The organism is Lactiplantibacillus garii, from assembly GCF_003885105.1.
GTDB classification, from domain to species: domain Bacteria; phylum Bacillota; class Bacilli; order Lactobacillales; family Lactobacillaceae; genus Lactiplantibacillus; species Lactiplantibacillus garii.
The window spans coordinates 111,331-129,846 of the sequence record NZ_QWZQ01000001.1; the positions used below are offsets into that span (position 1 = coordinate 111,331).

The 18,516-nt window shown below is 48.7% G+C and carries 18 protein-coding genes and 1 tRNA gene; 1 reads left to right on the forward strand and 18 read right to left on the reverse strand.

Annotation, left to right across the window (positions count from 1 at the left end):
* Positions 1–11 precede the first annotated feature (11 nt).
* From D1831_RS00555 to D1831_RS00565, 3 genes are all read right to left on the reverse strand, one after another.
* Positions 12–689, reverse strand: coding sequence for a 2,3-bisphosphoglycerate-dependent phosphoglycerate mutase (locus D1831_RS00555; protein ID WP_125070641.1), 678 nt, complete (start codon positions 687–689; stop codon positions 12–14).
* Between the two features lie 141 nt (positions 690–830).
* Entirely contained in the window at positions 831–1,862 is a 1,032-nt protein-coding gene (locus D1831_RS00560) for a DMT family transporter (RefSeq protein WP_125070643.1), read from the reverse strand.
* A 79-nt stretch (positions 1,863–1,941) separates the two neighbouring features.
* Complete coding sequence (locus D1831_RS00565; protein WP_125070645.1) at positions 1,942–2,904, reverse strand: AEC family transporter; 963 nt, start codon at positions 2,902–2,904, stop codon at positions 1,942–1,944.
* Between the two features lie 274 nt (positions 2,905–3,178).
* On the opposite strand from D1831_RS00565, the gene D1831_RS00570 reads away from it, so the two are divergent.
* Positions 3,179–4,351: an LCP family protein gene (locus D1831_RS00570; RefSeq protein WP_125070647.1), complete on the forward strand. Its 1,173-nt coding sequence runs from the start codon at positions 3,179–3,181 to the stop codon at positions 4,349–4,351.
* A gap of 66 nt (positions 4,352–4,417) precedes the next feature.
* Here the strand turns inward: D1831_RS00570 and D1831_RS00575 are convergent, their stop codons facing one another.
* The 15 genes from D1831_RS00575 to thrB form a co-directional block, all read right to left on the reverse strand.
* The gene (locus tag D1831_RS00575; protein WP_125070649.1) at positions 4,418–5,191 is read right to left on the reverse strand and encodes a carboxyl transferase domain-containing protein; all 774 of its coding nucleotides are present in this window, start codon (positions 5,189–5,191) and stop codon (positions 4,418–4,420) included.
* On the reverse strand, positions 5,184–5,990 hold the full coding sequence (locus D1831_RS00580; RefSeq protein ID WP_125070651.1) for an acetyl-CoA carboxylase carboxyltransferase subunit beta: 807 nt from the start codon (positions 5,988–5,990) through the stop codon (positions 5,184–5,186). The genes D1831_RS00575 and D1831_RS00580 overlap by 8 nt, the downstream gene beginning before the upstream one ends.
* A complete protein-coding gene (locus D1831_RS00585; protein ID WP_125070653.1) occupies positions 5,987–7,312 on the reverse strand; it encodes an acetyl-CoA carboxylase biotin carboxylase subunit in 1,326 nt (441 codons plus the stop codon). The genes D1831_RS00580 and D1831_RS00585 overlap by 4 nt, the downstream gene beginning before the upstream one ends.
* Positions 7,313–7,314: 2 nt before the next feature.
* A complete protein-coding gene (locus D1831_RS00590) occupies positions 7,315–7,704 on the reverse strand; it encodes an acetyl-CoA carboxylase biotin carboxyl carrier protein (RefSeq protein WP_125070654.1) in 390 nt (129 codons plus the stop codon).
* 12 nt (positions 7,705–7,716) lie between these two features.
* Complete coding sequence (locus D1831_RS00595; RefSeq protein ID WP_125070656.1) at positions 7,717–8,688, reverse strand: ketoacyl-ACP synthase III; 972 nt, start codon at positions 8,686–8,688, stop codon at positions 7,717–7,719.
* 202 nt (positions 8,689–8,890) lie between these two features.
* Positions 8,891–9,406: a PTS system mannose/fructose/N-acetylgalactosamine-transporter subunit IIB gene (locus tag D1831_RS00600; protein WP_125070658.1), complete on the reverse strand. Its 516-nt coding sequence runs from the start codon at positions 9,404–9,406 to the stop codon at positions 8,891–8,893.
* Entirely contained in the window at positions 9,403–9,822 is a 420-nt protein-coding gene (locus tag D1831_RS00605) for a PTS sugar transporter subunit IIA (RefSeq protein WP_125070660.1), read from the reverse strand. Before D1831_RS00605 ends, D1831_RS00600 begins: the two co-directional genes overlap by 4 nt.
* Before the next feature lie 67 nt (positions 9,823–9,889).
* Positions 9,890–12,736: a sigma-54-dependent transcriptional regulator gene (locus D1831_RS00610; RefSeq protein ID WP_125070662.1), complete on the reverse strand. Its 2,847-nt coding sequence runs from the start codon at positions 12,734–12,736 to the stop codon at positions 9,890–9,892.
* Between the two features lie 194 nt (positions 12,737–12,930).
* The gene (locus tag D1831_RS00615; RefSeq protein WP_125070664.1) at positions 12,931–13,314 is read right to left on the reverse strand and encodes a DUF956 family protein; all 384 of its coding nucleotides are present in this window, start codon (positions 13,312–13,314) and stop codon (positions 12,931–12,933) included.
* Between the two features lie 146 nt (positions 13,315–13,460).
* The gene (locus D1831_RS00620; RefSeq protein WP_125070665.1) at positions 13,461–14,375 is read right to left on the reverse strand and encodes a PTS system mannose/fructose/sorbose family transporter subunit IID; all 915 of its coding nucleotides are present in this window, start codon (positions 14,373–14,375) and stop codon (positions 13,461–13,463) included.
* 18 nt (positions 14,376–14,393) lie between these two features.
* Positions 14,394–15,203, reverse strand: a complete 810-nt coding sequence (locus D1831_RS00625; RefSeq protein WP_125070667.1) for a PTS mannose/fructose/sorbose transporter subunit IIC — start codon at positions 15,201–15,203, stop codon at positions 14,394–14,396.
* A gap of 30 nt (positions 15,204–15,233) precedes the next feature.
* Positions 15,234–16,211, reverse strand: a complete 978-nt coding sequence (locus D1831_RS00630; RefSeq protein ID WP_125070669.1) for a mannose/fructose/sorbose PTS transporter subunit IIA — start codon at positions 16,209–16,211, stop codon at positions 15,234–15,236.
* A gap of 290 nt (positions 16,212–16,501) precedes the next feature.
* Positions 16,502–17,350, reverse strand: coding sequence for a C39 family peptidase (locus D1831_RS00635; RefSeq protein ID WP_125070671.1), 849 nt, complete (start codon positions 17,348–17,350; stop codon positions 16,502–16,504).
* 151 nt (positions 17,351–17,501) lie between these two features.
* A tRNA-Leu gene (locus tag D1831_RS00640) sits at positions 17,502–17,585 on the reverse strand.
* A 55-nt stretch (positions 17,586–17,640) separates the two neighbouring features.
* The gene (gene thrB / locus D1831_RS00645) at positions 17,641–18,516 is read right to left on the reverse strand and encodes a homoserine kinase (protein ID WP_125070673.1); all 876 of its coding nucleotides are present in this window, start codon (positions 18,514–18,516) and stop codon (positions 17,641–17,643) included.

The window sequence follows — 18,516 nt, forward strand, 5'->3', positions numbered from 1 at the left end:
TGTCAGCTTCTTTAAAACTCTTCTTTACCGGTGATCCGTAATTGATCATCGAGGTGGTAACAAATCGGAACACCGTTAGCCACTTCGACGCCGTCAATGCCGGTGTCGCTAATGTGTTCGAGGTACTTGATCATCGCGCGTAACGTACTGCCATGAGCCACTACCAGTTGGTTTTTACCGTCGAGTAATTGCGGCGCAATGACGTCGATCCAATACGGCATAATCCGGTCGTACGCCATTTTAAGACTTTCACCACGCGGCTCAATGGCCGGACCGTACTTCATGTAGCGCCGGTCATGATCCAGTTCCGCGGGCGTTAGTAACGGCGGGACCGTGTAAAAGCTGCGTCGCCATTTCTGAACCTGCGCTTTGCCGTATTCTTGCCGGGTGGCATCCTTGTTTTGTCCTCGCAATGCACCGTAATGCCGTTCGTTTAGCCGCCACGTTTTGTATTCGGGTAACCACGCTTGCCCAATTTCATCCAACATAATGTTGGCCGTTACGATGGCCCGTTTCAAGACCGACGTGTGGACCGCGCTAAATTGGAGACCCGTTTCCCGGAGCCGTTTACCAGCGTGGTGCGCCTGTGCAATTCCGACCGTCGTTAACGGAACGTCGCTCCAGCCCGTATACGTATTATCGCGGTTTGCCGTACTCTCCCCGTGTCGTACTAGTACCAGTTCTGTCATTCTCTACACCTGCCATATTAATTAACTCTTATGATAATCGATTTTAGCCGTTTTTCAAAGTCGCAGCCGGTTGGTTTCCATTAAAAAACGGCTAAACCAGTGTTGCCACCGAGTTAACCGTTCATCAATTTTACTGTTAAATTAATCTTCTTGATCAGAAATTGCGTTCGAGTGTTGCACTAACTTGGATTCAGCACTCGCCGTTTCACCAGCCGATTGCGCAACTTTGCCCATGGCACTGTCGCGTTCGCGGAACCGGTTGCCAACGAAGGTTACGATCGACCCAATCAAAATAACCACAATCCCAACGATCGTCGTTAATAGGATTTGCTCGTGAAGAATCAGGGCCGCCAAAATTGGAGCTAAACCTGGTTTGATAAAGAATACCAGGGAAGCCGTTGATACGTCGGTCTTTTCCATGGCCAGGAAATAAAAGGCAAACCCGCCCCCGGTAACACAGACCCCGATGAAAAATAGTAACCAAAAGTAGGTCATATTAACGTTGACCAGAATTGGAATGGCTGCAAATTGGCGTAAGCCCATCGCCGTTAAACCGTTAGCGACCGCCGGAATTTTCGTGATCCAGGCGAGCACTAACAGTTCAAACGCCCCGGCAAAAAACGTAAAGCACGTCATCGTCAAGCCGTTGAGTCCCCGTTTAACGGAACCGTAGCGTGAAACGATACTGTACAAACCGAAAGTCACCGCGGAACTAATGGCAAGGATCAACCCCAAGCCGTTCGTTAAATGGGCGGGATTCACAATGATCAACAGCCCGATAACGGAAATGATCACCGAAATCAAGTTGGCCCGGCCTAACCGTTCGTGCAAAATCAGGTAGGAAAAAATAAGTGCAAATACCGGGTTGCAACTAAACAGCACGGCCACCGTAGAAGCCTGATCCACGGTAATGGCTAACTGATACAGGGACATACTGACAATTACGCAGACAAATCCGGTTAGTGCAAAGAGCCGCCAATCGGCCCCCACTAACTTCCGTCCAGATTTTTTAAGCGCACTTAGCGCGAACGGTAATAGAATTACCGCCCCAATGAAAAATCGAATTAAGTTCAATTGAATCGGATTAAAGGCACTACCGGCCATCTTTAGTGCAATTTCCATTGAACTGAACATCAACGTCGAAATTGCAATGTAAAGATATGCTTTCTTCACGAAACGTTCGCTTCCCTCTTAATAAAAATTTAATAAGTCACGTTTGCTAGTATAGCACCATTTTCAAGGGATTTTCAAACTACCTAATAAAATTAGACTGTACAACCACCATTAAAATTGGAATAACGATCAGACTCAGCAACGTCGTTTCCGTCACCATTACGGCGGCGTAATCAGCATCGGCCCCGTAAAGTTTGGAAACGACCGGTGCGTTAGTCATCACGGGCATGGCGGATTGTAAAATGAAAACTTGTTTCATTTCCACCGGAATCGACATTGGGATCAGCATCAACGTCATCAACACCGGCGCGAAAATGAACCGCCCTAGTAAAATCCCGATACTATCCCGGTCAAAGCGCATACTACTTAAGCCGGCCTTAGCCATGGAGATTCCAATAAAGATCATCGATAGCGGTACGGTTAATCCCCCAACGTAGGAGAAATCGTCCATTAGGAACTTTGGCAGTTTAATTTGCCATAATACCAGTAAAACTCCAATCATGAAGCCTAACAGCGGTGGTGAAAAGATCTTCTTTAACGTCTGTTTCAAGTCAAACTTAGCCGCCCCGACGCCATCACGTTGAATCAAATAAACCCCCAACGTCCAAAAAATCGTGGTATTGGCCATGTAGTAGACCAAAACATACGGTAACGCGCTGTTACCGAACAACGCCTCGTTAACTGGTAAACCAATAAAAACGGTGTTGGAGTTCAGAAACATCGAGGAGAATAACCCCCGGTGTTCCTTCTTAATGTTCAACGCCCGCATCACCCCAAAGGAGATTCCGAACAGGATCGCCATGTTTAGGACGGGAAAACGTAATCCCGGTAACGTGGCCAATAGCTTTTGCGCGGTAAACTGCTTCGTAATCGTCGCAATCATGTACGCCGGTAACGCAATTTGCGTGACTAACCGGGCAATTAATTTAGTAGAATCTTCACTAAACCAGCCCCAACGTGCTAATAAATAACCCACGGCAATCATGATAATGATTGTCATAACCCCTTGGATACTATGTAAAAATATCGGTAAGATTTGCATTTTCGCACTCCTTTCACGTGAAAATAATAATTCCATGAGAATTAGTCAAGTATACCACTGTTTTTTAACGGCTTGAACCTAATTTCGCATTGGAAACGTTTGACGTTCGCAATAATTTTAATTATAGTGTTCTATAATTGTGTACTGGTCGATTCGTTTACTAATTGACTAGTCGATTGTTAAAATCTTATTAAGTCAGCCGTTTTTCGAACCAAAAGTTTGATATCCGTCATAAAATAGGATTGGTGAAAATACGAAATGATGAGGAACGATTATGTCAGAAAATAACAATAATAATGAGATGGGGCCCCGTGAACGGCGCTATCGGCAACAACAGCAACGTAACCCGCACCTGAAGCCCCGTAAAAAGCGTCCCTGGCTAGTTGGACTCTTAGTCGTACTTGGCCTCATGATCGTTTGGGGGGCTTACTGGGGAACCAAAACTTGGAACGCCGCTAAGGACACCATGAACACGACCTACCAGTCAACCGGCTCGACTAAGGCGCGTAACGTGGACGCCGTCATTAAAAAGGGCAAACCATTTTCCATCTTACTGCTCGGAACCGATACCGGAGCCCTGGGTCGCGGTAAGAACTTCTCCGCGCGGACCGATACGATGATCATCGCAACGATCAACCCTAAAAAGGAAAGCATGACGTTGACGAGTATTCCCCGGGACACTCAAGTCATGATCAATGGCCAGTCCCAAAAAATCAACGCCGCCTACACCATTGGCGGTGCGAGTGGCGCGGTTAAATCGGTCGAGAAATTACTCGACGTCCCAATTGATTTCTACGTGTTGATCAACATGGGTGGGCTAAAACAGATTATTAACGCGATGGGCGGCGTGACTATCACACCGAAGATGACCTTCAAGTACGGTCATGCCAACGTGAAGAAGGGCGTTAAAATCAAGCTTAACGGTGCGGCCGCCCTCGACTATTCCCGGATGCGTTACTATGATCCGTTAGGTGATTACGGTCGGCAGAAACGACAACGGCAAATTATTATGGCGATGGTTAGTCAATCTAACTCACTTGGGTCGATTGCCAATATTGAGAAGATTACAAAGCAGCTTTCCAACAACATGCGGACCGACCTGACTTGGAACGACATGGTTGCTTTAGATACTAAGTACAAGAACGCCTCGCACCATGCCAAGACGTACACGTTACAAGGAACCGACGCCACCATCGACGGCCTTTCTTACCAAGTTGCCTCCGCTTCGGAGCGTTACAAAATTTCTAAAAAGCTGCGGACCCAGTTACAACTTTCAACCAGCAGCTTATCCGAATCCGACTTCACGGACACCGCGTCAATTACGACCGGCAGCAGTAGTTCGAGTTCGTCATCGTCCAGTTCCACTACTACCGACAGTACGCAGGAAACTACTACTGACAATACCACGACGCAGGATTCAACCACTACGCAAGGCACCCAGTACTAAAGACAGTTATCAAACTAATTAGGGTAAACAAAAAGCTCGCCATTAACGGTGAGCTTTTTGTTTACCCTAATTAACGGGCCACGTTGCTAATAATTGTTGAAACTTTGCTTTCCGCTGTTCAATTAGCGCGCTAGCACCCATCCGCTCCAGTGTGGCTAACTGTGCTGTAATGGCGGTAACCAGCGTCGCCACTAAGTCGGTTGCCTGGTGTTTGATCACCTGATCGACTAACCCGCGGTTGGCAAGTTTCGCCGCCGTCATCGGCAATAAGTCGATGGCGGCGCTAACGGTCTGTTGACCATGCAAAATGGCGGCCACCGCCTCGGGGGACGCCACGTTGAAAAGCGCGTCGTCTAACATGATGATCCGGTTAGCATTGGCAAATGCCAAGGCCCCACCACTGTGACCCTCACCTAAAAACACGACCACGTTCGGCACGGTCAGTTGTCCAGTGGCAGCCATTAAGTCGGCAATGGCCTGACTCTGACCAAACCGTTCCGAAGTTGGACTGGCATCCGCTCCAGGCATGTTGATCAAACTCACGACCGGCAGATTAAACTTTTGGGCGTGTTCAACTACCCGTAACGCCGTTCGGTAGCCGGGAACCGTTAACGCCCCGCCATTTTTAGCCCGGCGAGCCGCTAAGTCGGCCCCCCGATCAACACCTAAAACGGCTAAAGACTGACCCGTAACACTTGGTCCAAATCCGGCCGTTAACGCCGCGTCCCGTCCAAGTAACCGGTCGCCGCGCTGAACGACCATTGTTGGCAGCAACGCTTTGATCACCGTGGGCGCACTGATACGATTCGCAGCGCGTAACCGCCGTAACCGTTCATCCATGATTAACGTCCCCCTCTAAATGATAAGCTGCTAAAACGTTGGCCAGGTAGGCCCGTAACCGTGGGCGTTCAACCACCGCGTCCAGCATCCCGTGGTCTAATAAACTTGCCGCCGTTTGAAAATCGGCGGGGAGGTCAACTGGCATGGTTTGCTGAATGACCCGGGCACCGGCGAAACCGATTTTAGCACCGGCTTCGGCCACCACGACGTCGCCCCTAAACGCAAAGCTGGCGGAGATTCCGCCCATCGTAGGGTCCGTTAAAACCGTGATCAGTGGAACGGGCACCGCGGCTAACCGTGCGAATTCCGCTAAAATCAAGTTCATGCCAACTAGTGCGTAAACGCCCTCTTGCATCCGGGCACCTCCGGAAGCGGTCACGATGATCAAGGGGAGGTGCCGCTTGCGAGCCACCCGACTCGCGGTCACGATGCGCCGGGTCACCGCCGTGTTTAACGTTCCCATCATGAAATAACTGTCCATGACTGCAAAGACCGCCGGATGATGGCGAACGGTGGCCGTCCCAATAACGACCGCCTCGCTAGAAGTGGTTCGTTGAGCTGCCCGGGCTAACTTTTGATCGTAACCGGGAAAATGGAGTTCATTGACCGGGCGTTCCGGCATGGGCAACGCGTGAAAACTGCCGGGATCCACCAACTGATCAAGCCGCCGTTGCGCGGTCAACCGTTGCCAATGTTTACAGTACGGGCACTGACGAAGCGGCCCCCACTGGCTGTGGTGCACGTGCCGTCCACAGGCCACACAGGTCGTCCAAGTCCCCGGTTCTGGATAATGACTCATTTTTCCCCCACCTTCCAACGACTTAAGCTATGGATTGAATACTCATCCTGAACGTACTCGGGACGGGCGACCGTCGCCCGCAAAAAGGCTAAGTCGGTTTCCGGACCAAGCAGTTTTACAGTGGTTAGTGCTCGGCGTAAAGCCGTTACTGCAACTTTCCGGGTTGGCCCGGTCACCATTAACTTGGCAATTAAGCCGTCGTACATGGTCACTAAATCGTCACCCGTCCGGTAACCGGTATCCACACGCACGTTTTGGGGCCAAGTTAACCGTTCAATGGTCGTTCGCCGAATAGGTAACGTGGCGGTAATCCGGGCTTCAATCGCGGTACACCGGGGATGTAACCCGGTATCGGGTGCAATTTGCACGGCAACGCCCGCCGCCTGCTTAATTTGTGCCTGCACGATGTCTACCCCGGTCGTTAACTCGGTCACACCGTGTTCAACTTGTAAACGGGTATTCATTTCCATAAAGTAGAACTGGCCGTCTGCAAACAAAAACTCGACCGTGCCCAAGCTTTCATACTGGGTCCCGGCTAACAACTGCCGGGTCAACTGATACAGACTTTGGCGCTGTGCGGTGGTTAAAATACTTGCGGGGCTTTCCTCGATCACTTTCTGTTTGTGCAATTGCAGACTACAATCCCGATCCCCCAAGATCAATAAACCTTGGGCCGTTCCTAGTACCTGCACTTCAACGTGACGAGCCCGCTTTAAGTAGTGTTCTAGGTACATTGCATCGTTCAAAAAGGATGCGGCCGCTTCCTGACGCGCTACCCGTAACTGCTGGTGAAGTGTGTGAACGTCTTGAATCACCCGGATTCCCTTACCACCACCACCATGACTGGCTTTTAGTACTAACGGAAAACCTAACCGTTGGGCAATCGGTTTAATCTCTGACCAGTTTGACCCTTGAATCGAGCATCCCGCTAAAACGGGAACGCCCTGCCGACGAGCAAAGTCTTTCGCCCGGGCCTTATCCCCCATCAACTTGATTTGGGCCGGCTGGGGACCAATCCAGGTTATCCCGCACTCCGCGCACATGGCGGCAAATTCGGCGTTTTCCGATAAAAAACCGTAACCGGGATGGATGGCGTCCGCGTGAGTATTAATTGCAGCCATCAGAATGGCTTCGGCGTTTAAATACGACTGATTCGCGGCGGCCGGCCCGATACACACCACTTCGTCTGCAAGCTGCGTATACCACGCCCCCCGGTCCGCCGTGGAACAAACCGCGACCGTTTGAATATTTAATTCTCGGCAGGCTTTGATGATTCGAACGGCAATTTCACCGCGGTTGGCAATTAAAAGCTTGCGAAACATACTTACCGGTCCTTTCGCACTGTAAATAACGGCTGTTCAAATTCCACGGTGGCGTCATCCGCCACCAAAATCCCCGTCAAGGTCCCGGTAATTGGACTCGTCAACGGGTTAAACAACTTCATACTTTCAATTTGCCCCAGTTCCTGTCCCGCTTTCACGGGCTGGCCAACCGCGACGTCATCAGCTAAATGAACCACCCCGACCATTGGACTGGTCACGGTCGTTGCCTGGTCATCACTTTGACGAGCCGGTTGCGCTGCTGACGTTACGGCCATAGATTCACTACTGGGTTTGGTGACCTCAATTTCAAGTTCACCCGCTTTAATTCGGATTTGTTGATACCCTTGGCGCGCGTACTTTTCAACCAACCGGTCTAAATCCCTTAATTCCATCACTGCACCCCCCTACTTTTTAATTAACACCGACCCGTACGCCAAACCACCACCAAAGGCGGTCAGTAACGTTGGTCCCGTTAAGTCATCAAAAACCTCAGCAAGTGCCATCGCAACCCCGGCAGACGACGTGTTTCCGAACCGTTCGACGTTATGTGGGAACTTTGTCATCGGTAACGCTAAGTTAGCAGCAATCTTTTCAATGATGCGCAGGTTCGCCTGGTGGCAGATTACGTACTGCAACTCACTGGGTAACACGTTGGCCGTCTTTAGTAGCGTCTTCATCTGCTCAGGAACGACGTTAGTGGCAAATTGGAAAACTTCCCGCCCATTCTGGTAAAAGGCGTCGGTCTGAGGATAATTACTAGCAGCCACTGCCGTAATCGGTTGAACCCGCCCCGAATGAATCACTTCGGCGTTGCCCCGTGTTTGTAATTTTTCTGCCAGAAGACTATTTTCGGCAATGTTCGGCGTGGCTTGGAGTAACGCGCCACCGGCACCATCCCCAAAGAACACCGCGGCCGTTCGATCTTTAAAATCCATCATTTTCGAGTTTACTTCGGCACTAATAACCATGACGTTACGGTACTGCCCACTACGAATAAACTTGTCGGCGGTCGCTAGGCCAAAGGTAAAGCCCGCACAGGCGGCACTCATGTCAAACGCAAACGCGTTATCCGCGCCAATGTTTGCTTGAACAATGCAAGCCGTTGCCGGCGTCAAAGCGTCCGGCGTGATCGTCGTCACAATGATCAAATCAATCGCACCGGCGGCTAAGCCACCTTTAGTGAGCAACTGTTGTGCGACCTGGGTCGCTAAATCCGACGTATTTTCTTGGTCCATGGCAAAGTGGCGGGTTTTAATCCCGGTATGGGACTGAATCCACGCGTCGCTCGTATCCATAATAGTTGCAAGTTCATCGTTATCAACAACGCGCTCAGGAACGTACCGTCCCATTGCCGTGAGTTTTGTGTAAATTGGCATCTTTTTCGCACCCCGTTACTTTCCGTTTCGTTATTAATTCAATTACGTTAATTTTATCAATAAAAGTCCATTGGTCAAAGTTAGCGGCCGCTTTTTTAGGTAAATCCTTATAATCATAAAAAAGCGACTAGCCCGCGACCCTACGCATAAATAAAGCAGTGAGACTAACCGGTACCGCGGTCAGTAATCACTGCTTACTTAACTAATTAACGGGCGCTTCAAAGCCATTCTTAACTAGCAATGGCATGACGTCGACTTTTTTATCGGTTGGGACTTTCTGGGCAAAGATGGGCAACCCGGCAGCGTGTATGGCGTACAACGCGTCGGCCTCAGCCGCACCCACCGCGATGGCATTGGTGACCATCACCATCCCAGCAGAATAGGCTAGGCTCCCAATATCCACCCCGGTCGCGCGAAAATCCAGTCCCCCCGCCACCAACCGGGCCATATTTTGCGGCGTATCCGTTAAAATTAGCGGTTTGACCCCGTCAAACAGCGGGTTCTGATAAATTTCAATCATCTTATCAACCGTAATAACGTTCGCCTTGACACCCGGCGGCGCGGCTTGCACGATCAGCATCTTACGCAGCGCGTCCTGGGCCACCGCGTCCGACACCACCAAAATGCGGTTAGGGTTAACGCTCTTCGTCCAAACCGTCGCGACTTGCCCGTGTAGCAGGCGGCTATCGATCCGGGCTAAGCGGATTTCCATCGTCATAGGGCGTCATCTTCTTCATCATTCTGGAGCAACTCCAAGTGCTTGATGCCGATCTTACCAGTTTCTTCCAAATGAGCAATTACTTCGGCTAACGGTTTATCCCGCACCGTGTACGCCTCAATCAGCATTGGTAAGTTTAAACCGGTAATGAGTCCCATCCGGTCCGTATGCTCCGCTACAATTCGACTCGCCGCGTTAAACGGTGAGCCCCCCCATAGATCAACTAAGAATAATACCTGATCATCGGCGTCAAAGTGCGCGACCGCCGCCGTCAAGTTCCGATTTAAATCCTCGGTGTCTTCATCTAGTTGAAACGTCACCACTTGGACTTTTTCTTGGGACCCAAAAATCATGTAGGACGAGTCCACCACGCCCCGGGCAAATTCACCGTGGCTGACTACGACAAACGCTAACATCAAAATTTCCTCCTTTTCATTCAAACCGTTCATCTTTATTTATGCAAAAAACGTGCCAATTAGTGTATCAATCGGCTATTACTTCAGCCTGGTGGGTTTCTAGTAATTGAACAATGTAATAATTTTCAGCGTCGGAAAACGTTAACTGTAACTGATCACTGAGTTGCTGATTGGCATCACGAACGATTGGATACCATTTAGATTCCGTCACGCTGGGTAACTCTTCGGCGGGAGCCGTAATTTCATCCTTGATGGCCGTCCGTTCCAACGCACCGGCTAAGTGCATGATCAGGTCAATTCGAAACGCGTTGGTCATATCGTTTGCTAAACTTTTTTCGATGGTTTCGCTATACTGCCATAAAATCGGGGTCAGTTTCCGGGGATTTAAAAAGGTGAAATAGTCTCCCAAGTAGCGTTCACATAGTTCCGGCGTTAACGCCTGACTTTCCGCGACCGTACTCTGGGGAGCGTTAATGCCCGTGGCTAACTGGTCAACAAACTTTTCACCGCCACCCTGTAAGAGTTCTTCTAAGGAAATAAACGGAACGTCCAAATCCGGGCGAGTAATCCCAGTAGCCGCAATAATTTGGTAATTTTGGCTAATTTGTTTTAAGCGGGTCGCCATGTTAACGACCGAGATTGGGAAGACCGTAATTCCCTCAATAAAGTTCTGGGCCAGTAAACTATCTAAAATAGACTTAATTCGTTCCGCCGTCCCCACCCCGGTTGAGCAAATTGCAACAATGGCGCGTTGTCCGGCACTCTCAGTAGCGGCTGCCGGTTTAGCAGGCGTCTTCTGGTCTTCAGTGGGTAAATTACGGGAAATCCGGGAGTAGCCCTTAAACCCAACCAACTCTTGGTAAATGGAGTCTAAGTTACTATCAATTAAGCTAGCCTTGCGAACGGCCTCCAGAACGACCGGCGTGGTAACCATGTCAATGGTTCGAATCTCAATCCCGGTTTCGGATTGAATCCGTTCGCCAAAGGTAGTCAGCGACCCCATGTCAACCAACAATAACACCCCGTTGCCCGCGTCCAACGTTTGGACCTGTTTTTTTATATGGCTGTACGCGACGGTGGGATCCATGTCCAGTGGCATGTCAAACGCCCGAACGTCGTAATCATCTAGTAGTTGCCCCACCACCTGGGCCATTGACGACGCGGTACTCATCCCGTGTGCCGCCACCAGTACGCCCACTTTACCATTCAGCTGCATGGATTTTAACGAAATCAAGAGAATGGCTAAGTAGTAAACTTCCGACTGTGGAATTGGCAAATGGTAACGTTCATCGAGGCCCTGCTTCAAGACCTCGGCCGCCTTAATTTCCGCCGGGTACTCCTTGACCATGGCTAACATATCAGAACTCATTTGCCGCATGGGTTTTCCTGCCTGGATACGTTTAATGAACGAGCTAACGTGCAAGCTAACGGCGTAAATAAAGTTGTCCTTAAAGTTATAACCCAGCATGTCCTGAATCGTCGCCTGCGCGGTTTTGGTAAAGTCAATCACGTCCTGATCAACGATTTCAGCGAGCTTATTTTCGGGTGAAACTTCCATCTGGGTCTGCTTGTAAAACGACTTCAAATGCAAGTTAATGTCGGTCGTAATGAAGCGGTTAATGTGTTCTTTATCCAGGCCTTCTCGACGTAACAACGACGCCTTATCCCCAATAATTTCATACAAATTATAGGGTAACTCGTAGTTATCATTTTTGTTTCGCATCGGCGTGGGACCGTCGTTCGGTTTGACCGTTAGGATTGGGTCCAGCAATTCGGAGATGGCTCCCAGTTCATGCCGGTTGGAAGCCACCGTCATCAAACCGCTACGGATATTCTGTGGTAAGTCATCCATCGTAATGTTGATCTCACTGTCATTTTCAATACTGTTAACGAAGCCCTGCGCACAAACGAGTTGAATATTAGACTTTAACTGTCCAACGTTCCCAAACGTTACGGAGCCTAATAGCGCTTGGACCACGTCTTCGGTTAGCTTAATTTGTTTATTGATTCGGTTAGCTTCAAGTGAAAGCAGCGCCTTTAAAAGTTCCAACCGTTCTTGGGCGGAACGGTTATTAAATGCTGGTAACTGGATCGTGATTGGAATCCGCCGGACAAAGGTTTGGAGTAGGGTACTCTCCGGATCCTCAGTCGTCGCACAAACCAGCCGGACGTTAGCGTGGTGATTCTTCGCCGTTTCTCCTAAGCGAGAATACGTCCCGTGGTCCATGAAATAAAAGATCATTTCTTGACCTTCCGGTGGTAAGCGGTGAACTTCGTCCAGGAACAGCATGCCCCCGTCCGCTTCTTGAATTAATCCGTCCTTATCTTCATTGGCACCGGTAAAGGATCCCTTAATGTAGCCAAACAAATGGGACATTAACAGCTCGGGGTTGTGCGCGTAATCCGCACAGTTAAACGTGATCAATCCCTGGGGATTAGTCAAAACATCGTTAGTTTCGGCGAAACGATACATGGCGTTTGCAAAGTAAGTTTTCCCGGAACCGGTAGGCCCAATAATTAACGTATTCAGCCCCCGCGGCGGGTATAAAATGGCCGCTTTAGCTTGTTCCACTTGGTTTGATAAGCTTTCATGCGAACCAATCATGTTATTAAAAACGTCGCCCTTTTGGACCTGCGTTGGTGTCACCGTCGACGCAGTAACGCTATCCTGGGTCGTATTCGCTACACTCGTTGCTGATACCGTCGCCTTGGTAGTTTGCGGCTGGGATTGCACGGCGTAGTGAACCGGGCGACCGCTCAATTTTTGGAGCTGGCCCTCCCGTACCAACGTGTTCAACTCCTTACTAACGTTAGACCTGGCCAACGTTAAAGCGTTGGCCACCGCTTCGGTGGTTAACCCACTCGCGTCACTATGCTGACAAAGATAGTCAAATATCCGTGCTTTTCTGGTCAACTTCGCCACTCCTTTACGTCGCAGTACGTCAAATTAATTTGAGAACTTCAGTTAAGTCTAATCTTACCACACAGTGTATTAACACACTATTAATTTTCTTGTTATTCAGCTAATAATTGTTAGCGATTTCAGTATCAATTAAAAAAAGAGTTACTAGGCTTACGCCCAGTAACTCACTGACTGTATCACTACCACTACTTTAGATAGTCGTCGTTATTTTTACGTTTAAACGAACGCCGTAAAACTTGAAAAAAGGTTAACGACTTAACAATGTTCTCCGGCTTGATGTAAACCCGAATTGCACGTAACACCCGTTTCGGGTCCTTAGATGAGAACGTGAACATACCGTTTTTCTTAGTTTTAAAGGCAAAGCGGGGAATCCAGCGACCACCAAACATCACCGAAACGACGACCCGGTCCACTTCGCTCCAAGGAATCTGAATGTAGTTTTTAACGTTGCGACTATCATAAAATTCGAACCCCTTATCGCCGACCATAATCTTGCCATAATCGGTTAATCCCATGTGGGAGTTCGCATCCATGACTAAATCAACTTTGTGATTGAGTGATTGAACCATTTATCTGACTCCATTTCTTTTACTTGACTACACCGATTATACGGCGCCAACGCCGCCGATGCAAAACCGTTACTACGAAAAAGGATGAACTCCACGAGTCCATCCTTTTTTGCCTAAGCCTGCGACTCAGATTCAGAAAACACTGATTACATAACACCAATAACGTGCATTACAACCCCAAATACGAAGAGGCCAAGAATGATGATGATTGGTGAAACTTTCTTCTTGAGTAACCACATGCATAAGAAGGTCAAGAGTAAGGCAGCTAACCCTGGAATCAAACTGTTTAAGTTATCTTGCAAAGTCGTTGTCTTGTACTTGTCAAGTGAAAGGCCGGCCTTTTGTTCAGTCAAGGCTTTCTTGATTCCTTCAGCACCTGCTGGCAAGTTGTTCCAGTCAATGTAAGCACCACTTTGTTGCTTGATGGTCGAAACCTTAACCGGACTGAAGTCCACGTTAACCCACCGTTCAATTAAGGCGGCTAAGATGAACATCCCTAAAATTGAAGCACCCTTAGTAATATCTTGTAAGATACCACCTGATAAGTCTTCGGTGATCTTAGAACCAGCTTTGTAACCAAATTCTTGCGTGTACCACATGAAGCCCATCCGGATCGCGTTCCAAACAACGAAGTACAGGATTGGTCCCATGATGTTACCAGCCATGGCAAGTGAAGCCGCTAAGGCCCCAACAATTGGCTTAACCGTGTACCAGAATACAGGGTCACCAACACCGGCCAGCGGACCCATCATCCCAACTTTAACCCCTTGAATGGTAACGTCATCAATGGGAGCCCCATTGGCACGTTCTTCTTCAAGCGCTAAGGTAACACCAATAACTGGTGAAGCCACGTATGGGTGGGTGTTGAAGAATTCCAGGTGACGCTTCAAAGCAGCGGCACGGTCTTCTTTAGTTGTATATAATTTCTTTAAAGCTGGAATTAAGGAATAAGCCCAGCCACCGTTTTGCATACGTTCGTAGTTCCATGAACCTTGGAGGAACGTTGAACGCCACCAAACACGCCGACGATCACTTTTTGATAATTTAACTTGATCAGCCATTATTAGTTTCCTCCTTTATTAATACTTGTCGATGATGTCGCCAACGGGGTCACCCGTGTTGGATCCACCACCACCATTGCCAGAGTTACCACTCTTTTCAAGGTGTAAGTAAACTAAGGCTAATGACACACCAATAGCACCTAAACCAATCAAAGTGATTTCACTAACAGCGGCTAAGACAAAACCTAAAGCGAAGAATGGCCACATTTCGCGTGAAGCCATCATGTTGATAACCATCGCATAACCAACGGCAACAACCATACCACCACCAATTGACAAACCATCAGTCAACCATGAAGGCATTGAGTTCAACATTGCTTTAACGGGACCAGCACCAACGGCTAAGATGGCAGCAGCTGGAATGGCAATCCGTAAACCTTGCATGCAGATGGCGATCCATTGCCAAACATCGATCTTGGCAAAGCTACCTTCTTCAGCAGCACGGTCCATGATGTGGACAATGGCAGTTGCTAAAGTCCGGGCGATGATGGTTAAAAGTAAACCAGCAACGGCTAAAGGAACGGCGATCGCAATGGCGGAAGAAACTCCGGCACGGCCTTGACCACCTAAAACTAAAATAATTGCAGATGCAACAGCGGCTAAAGCGGCATCGGGTGCAACGGCGGCACCGATGTTAGCCCAACCTAAGGCGATCATTTGAAGTGACCCACCTAAGATCATGCATGGTACTAATTGACCGGTAACTAAACCGATTAACGTACATGCGATAACTGGTTGATGGAAATGGAATTCATCCAAAATACCTTCCATACCAGCTAAAAATGAGACCAGTACGACTAGAATCACTTGAATAAAATTCAAAGTCATGATTTAATCCTCCATTTTTCTTCTGATAGTTTATTTCTGTTCGTTTAACATGTTTTGCGCTTTTTGAAGAATGTTATCCATGTTATCTTTACTGTCCGTTGGGACTTTACGAACGTCAAACTGAACGCCGTCTTTTTCCAACTTCTTGTAAGTATCGATATCTTCTTGACTGAAAGCCAAAACCTTGTTTGGTTGAACCTTACCAACGGAGTGAGCCATTGACCCGATGTTCAAGGTCTTAATTGGAACCCCACCCTCGATTGCAGTTAACGCATCTTCCGGTGTTTCGAATAATAGCAATGCCTTTTGACCACCGAAGTGTTTGTCGTCCTTAGCAATCTTAATCATTTGTTTGATTGGGATAACGTGCGCTTTGATTCCGGCAGGAGCAGCCTGCTTAATCATGCTTGAACGTAATTCGTCCTTAGCAACGTTATCGGAAACCACGATGATCCGGGTTGGGTTAATCGTTTTGCTCCAAGCAGTGGCAACTTGCCCGTGTAATAACCGGGAGTCGATCCGAGCCAAACCATATTCGAGCGAACCAGGACGACCGGCGTTATTCGCGTTAGTCGTAGCGGCTGCGGCGGCCTTATCTTCCTTAGGTGCTAAAGCTTCTGGACGAACCTTAACGCCATCCTTCGCCGTTTCAATGATGTGGGTGGCAATTTCGTGAGCCGAGTTCATCGAAAGCCGTGAAGCGTAGGCTTCAATTAACATTGGCAAGTTCAAACCAGCAACGATTGCCCATTTGTCCTTGTGTGCTTCGAACAAGCCGTTGACTTGGTTAAACGGAGTTCCGCCCCAAAGGTCAACTAGGAATAAGACTTGGTCTTGATCGTCGAAAGAAGCAATGGCTTTTTCCAACTTAGCCTTGATGTCGTCAGGGCCTTCACTAGGCATCAACGTAACCGGTTGAACGTTTTCTTGTTCGCCGAAAATCATTGAACCAGATTGAAAAATGCCTTTAGCGAATTCGCCGTGACTAGCAATGATAATGCTTACCATCTTTGTACCTCCTATTTTTCGTTACAGTCAAATGAACCGAATAAATAATATCTAAATCGCCTGTAACTGTTTTGGTTAATACTGAAAGCGCAATCTTTTTTGCCCTCACTTATATAGATGCAACTTCCGTGCCAAAATACACTAAAACTAAATTGCCGGTATTGCGGGCTTTCCGATTGATACACAAGCTTGATACAGTATTAGTTTGTTCATTTTGTGTATCAATTAGCGTATTTTTAAGACTAATTTACGAAACACTGTACTTTCTTAACGATTTTTTCAGCTATTTTTTAATAACTCAACGCGCGCCGTCCGTTTTGCTGCCAAATCGTTTCAAACGAGTGGTTCGTAATAGTGGCCCGCTGCCCGGTCCACGGATCATTATAGCGGAGCGTCGTCGGTGTGTACCCGACCACGGTGACGGTATGACTCGCAAAACCATCGAGACCAGTCACCCAAACTACGACCGGGTGCCGTTTGCCTAACTGGGCTTTTAGTTGGGACAAGCTCATACCACTAAGATTGACCGCCGTTGGCAAATAGTGGCGAACTGTACTTAATAGTCCCTGCGGATAAACGTATAGTCCGACACCAACGTTACTGGTGGGCTCGCCCACAAAACCCACGTTAGGATCAGAACTCCGTGGAACCGCCGCTGCCAACTGTAATTTATCCAATTTCACACCGGCATATTGTAACATCATCGTCGTTGCCGTCATTTCACAACCGGTCGGTAATTCTGGTAACTGGCTAATTAGGGGCACCGTTAAGTTTAAAGTGGTTGGGACCGCAGCTTTTAAATCACTTGCCCGCACCCAACCGCTTTGGTGAGCCGTGTTGTGGACGTAATAAAAGCGCTGTTTTTTACCGTGCTGCGTAATCCAGGCCTGCTCTTCCCGCGTCCAAACGGTATGTTGATGATTTTTTAGATGTAAAGTGACCCGCAGACGCGCCCGTTGATGTTGCTGCACGGTGAGGTGATAGCCCTTACCACGCCAATTTGCCGACAAGTACGTTTGGCGAGTCGTCACTTGAATGCCATTAATCGGGTACGTCGCGGCGGCTTGGGCTGGCTGGATCAGCTGACAACCAGCCCACAAACTAACTGTTCCAACGATCACGCAACCAAACTTATCCAATCCGTTACGCCGCCTTTCTTTTATAATTTTTCAACCGTTTTCATTATAATGCTGGCAAAAGTGAGATAAAAATAAAAGAATACATTAATTTTAGTGAACAGAAAAAGGACGTAACCAGGAAAACCTGATTACGTCCTTCGATATTCGTTAGTGCGGCCAAGAAGATTCGAACTTCCACCGAGTTGCCCCGACAAGATCCTTAATCTTGCGCGTCTGCCAATTCCGCCATGGCCGCATCATAACTCACAAAAAATATCATAACAAAATTTTGTGAGTCTGACAAGTCTAAATTAAGAATTCTGAACTTTTACCCCGGTCGCATCCACGGGCAATAAGTAGTATTGACCACTCAACGCCACGTTTTGTTGCAACTTTTGCTGTAATTCGGTCAGCTGACCGTAATCCCCCAACGTTAAGACCGTTGGGCCGGCTCCGCTAAGGTACGTACCCACGATACCTAGCTGGTGCGCCGTTTCACGGATGGTTGCCAGGGCCGGGACTAACTTGGCCCGGTACCGTTCGTGGAACTGATCGGCTTCTAGTAACGGCAGCGCCACGCCCCAGTCCTGGGTCGCCAGGGCTGCGACCAGGGTGTTAGCCACGCTGCTCCCGGCAATCGCCTGCTTAAACGGCAAGCTGGTCGGTAACGCTTCGCGACTGGCCGACGTCAACAACTCTTCGTTGGGAACGTAGACGCTGGCAAACAGGTTCGGTAAGGGCAGTTTTACCGCGTGAACCTGCTCATTGACGTAGGTTGCCACGACCAGGCCGCCTAAAATGGCCGGTGCCACGTTATCGGGGTGCCCTTCTAGCCGGGTCGCCACCGCTAATAACTCGTCAAGGGAGCGTTGCCTTCCACTTAGCTCGTTAGCTAAGACCAAGCCAGCCACGATGGCCGTTGAGCTGCTTCCTAACCCCCGAGCTAACGGAATCTTAGACGTCATTTGTAAGTGTTGTGGTTTTAGCTTAGGTTCCAACGTGAGCGCCGTCTTAATAATTAAGTTGTGTTCATCATTCGGGACCTCTTCACCAAACGGGTGGTCAATCCGCCAGTGGTCACTTGGTTGGATCACTTGCAACGTCAACTGCATATCCACGGCAATCCCAATCGAGTCAAAGCCCGGACCAAGGTTGGCCGAAGTTGCGGGTACTGAAATGGTTAACAT

Coding starts and splice junctions, on each gene's coding strand:
- D1831_RS00595 (WP_125070656.1), bottom strand. CDS start 8,688: ATGCCAATTTACACAAAACTCACGGCAATGGGACGGTACGTTCCTGAG.
- D1831_RS00570 (WP_125070647.1), top strand. CDS start 3,179: ATGTCAGAAAATAACAATAATAATGAGATGGGGCCCCGTGAACGGCGC.
- D1831_RS00565 (WP_125070645.1), bottom strand. CDS start 2,904: ATGCAAATCTTACCGATATTTTTACATAGTATCCAAGGGGTTATGACA.
- D1831_RS00590 (WP_125070654.1), bottom strand. CDS start 7,704: ATGGAATTAAGGGATTTAGACCGGTTGGTTGAAAAGTACGCGCGCCAA.
- D1831_RS00625 (WP_125070667.1), bottom strand. CDS start 15,203: ATGACTTTGAATTTTATTCAAGTGATTCTAGTCGTACTGGTCTCATTT.
- D1831_RS00600 (WP_125070658.1), bottom strand. CDS start 9,406: ATGACGATGGAAATCCGCTTAGCCCGGATCGATAGCCGCCTGCTACAC.
- D1831_RS00585 (WP_125070653.1), bottom strand. CDS start 7,312: ATGTTTCGCAAGCTTTTAATTGCCAACCGCGGTGAAATTGCCGTTCGA.
- D1831_RS00555 (WP_125070641.1), bottom strand. CDS start 689: ATGACAGAACTGGTACTAGTACGACACGGGGAGAGTACGGCAAACCGC.
- D1831_RS00575 (WP_125070649.1), bottom strand. CDS start 5,191: ATGGATGAACGGTTACGGCGGTTACGCGCTGCGAATCGTATCAGTGCG.
- D1831_RS00580 (WP_125070651.1), bottom strand. CDS start 5,990: ATGAGTCATTATCCAGAACCGGGGACTTGGACGACCTGTGTGGCCTGT.
- D1831_RS00620 (WP_125070665.1), bottom strand. CDS start 14,375: ATGGCTGATCAAGTTAAATTATCAAAAAGTGATCGTCGGCGTGTTTGG.
- D1831_RS00615 (WP_125070664.1), bottom strand. CDS start 13,314: ATGGTTCAATCACTCAATCACAAAGTTGATTTAGTCATGGATGCGAAC.
- thrB (WP_125070673.1), bottom strand. CDS start 18,516: ATGTTAACCATTTCAGTACCCGCAACTTCGGCCAACCTTGGTCCGGGC.
- D1831_RS00605 (WP_125070660.1), bottom strand. CDS start 9,822: ATGTTAGCGTTTGTCGTAGTCAGCCACGGTGAATTTGCCCGGGGCGTG.
- D1831_RS00630 (WP_125070669.1), bottom strand. CDS start 16,211: ATGGTAAGCATTATCATTGCTAGTCACGGCGAATTCGCTAAAGGCATT.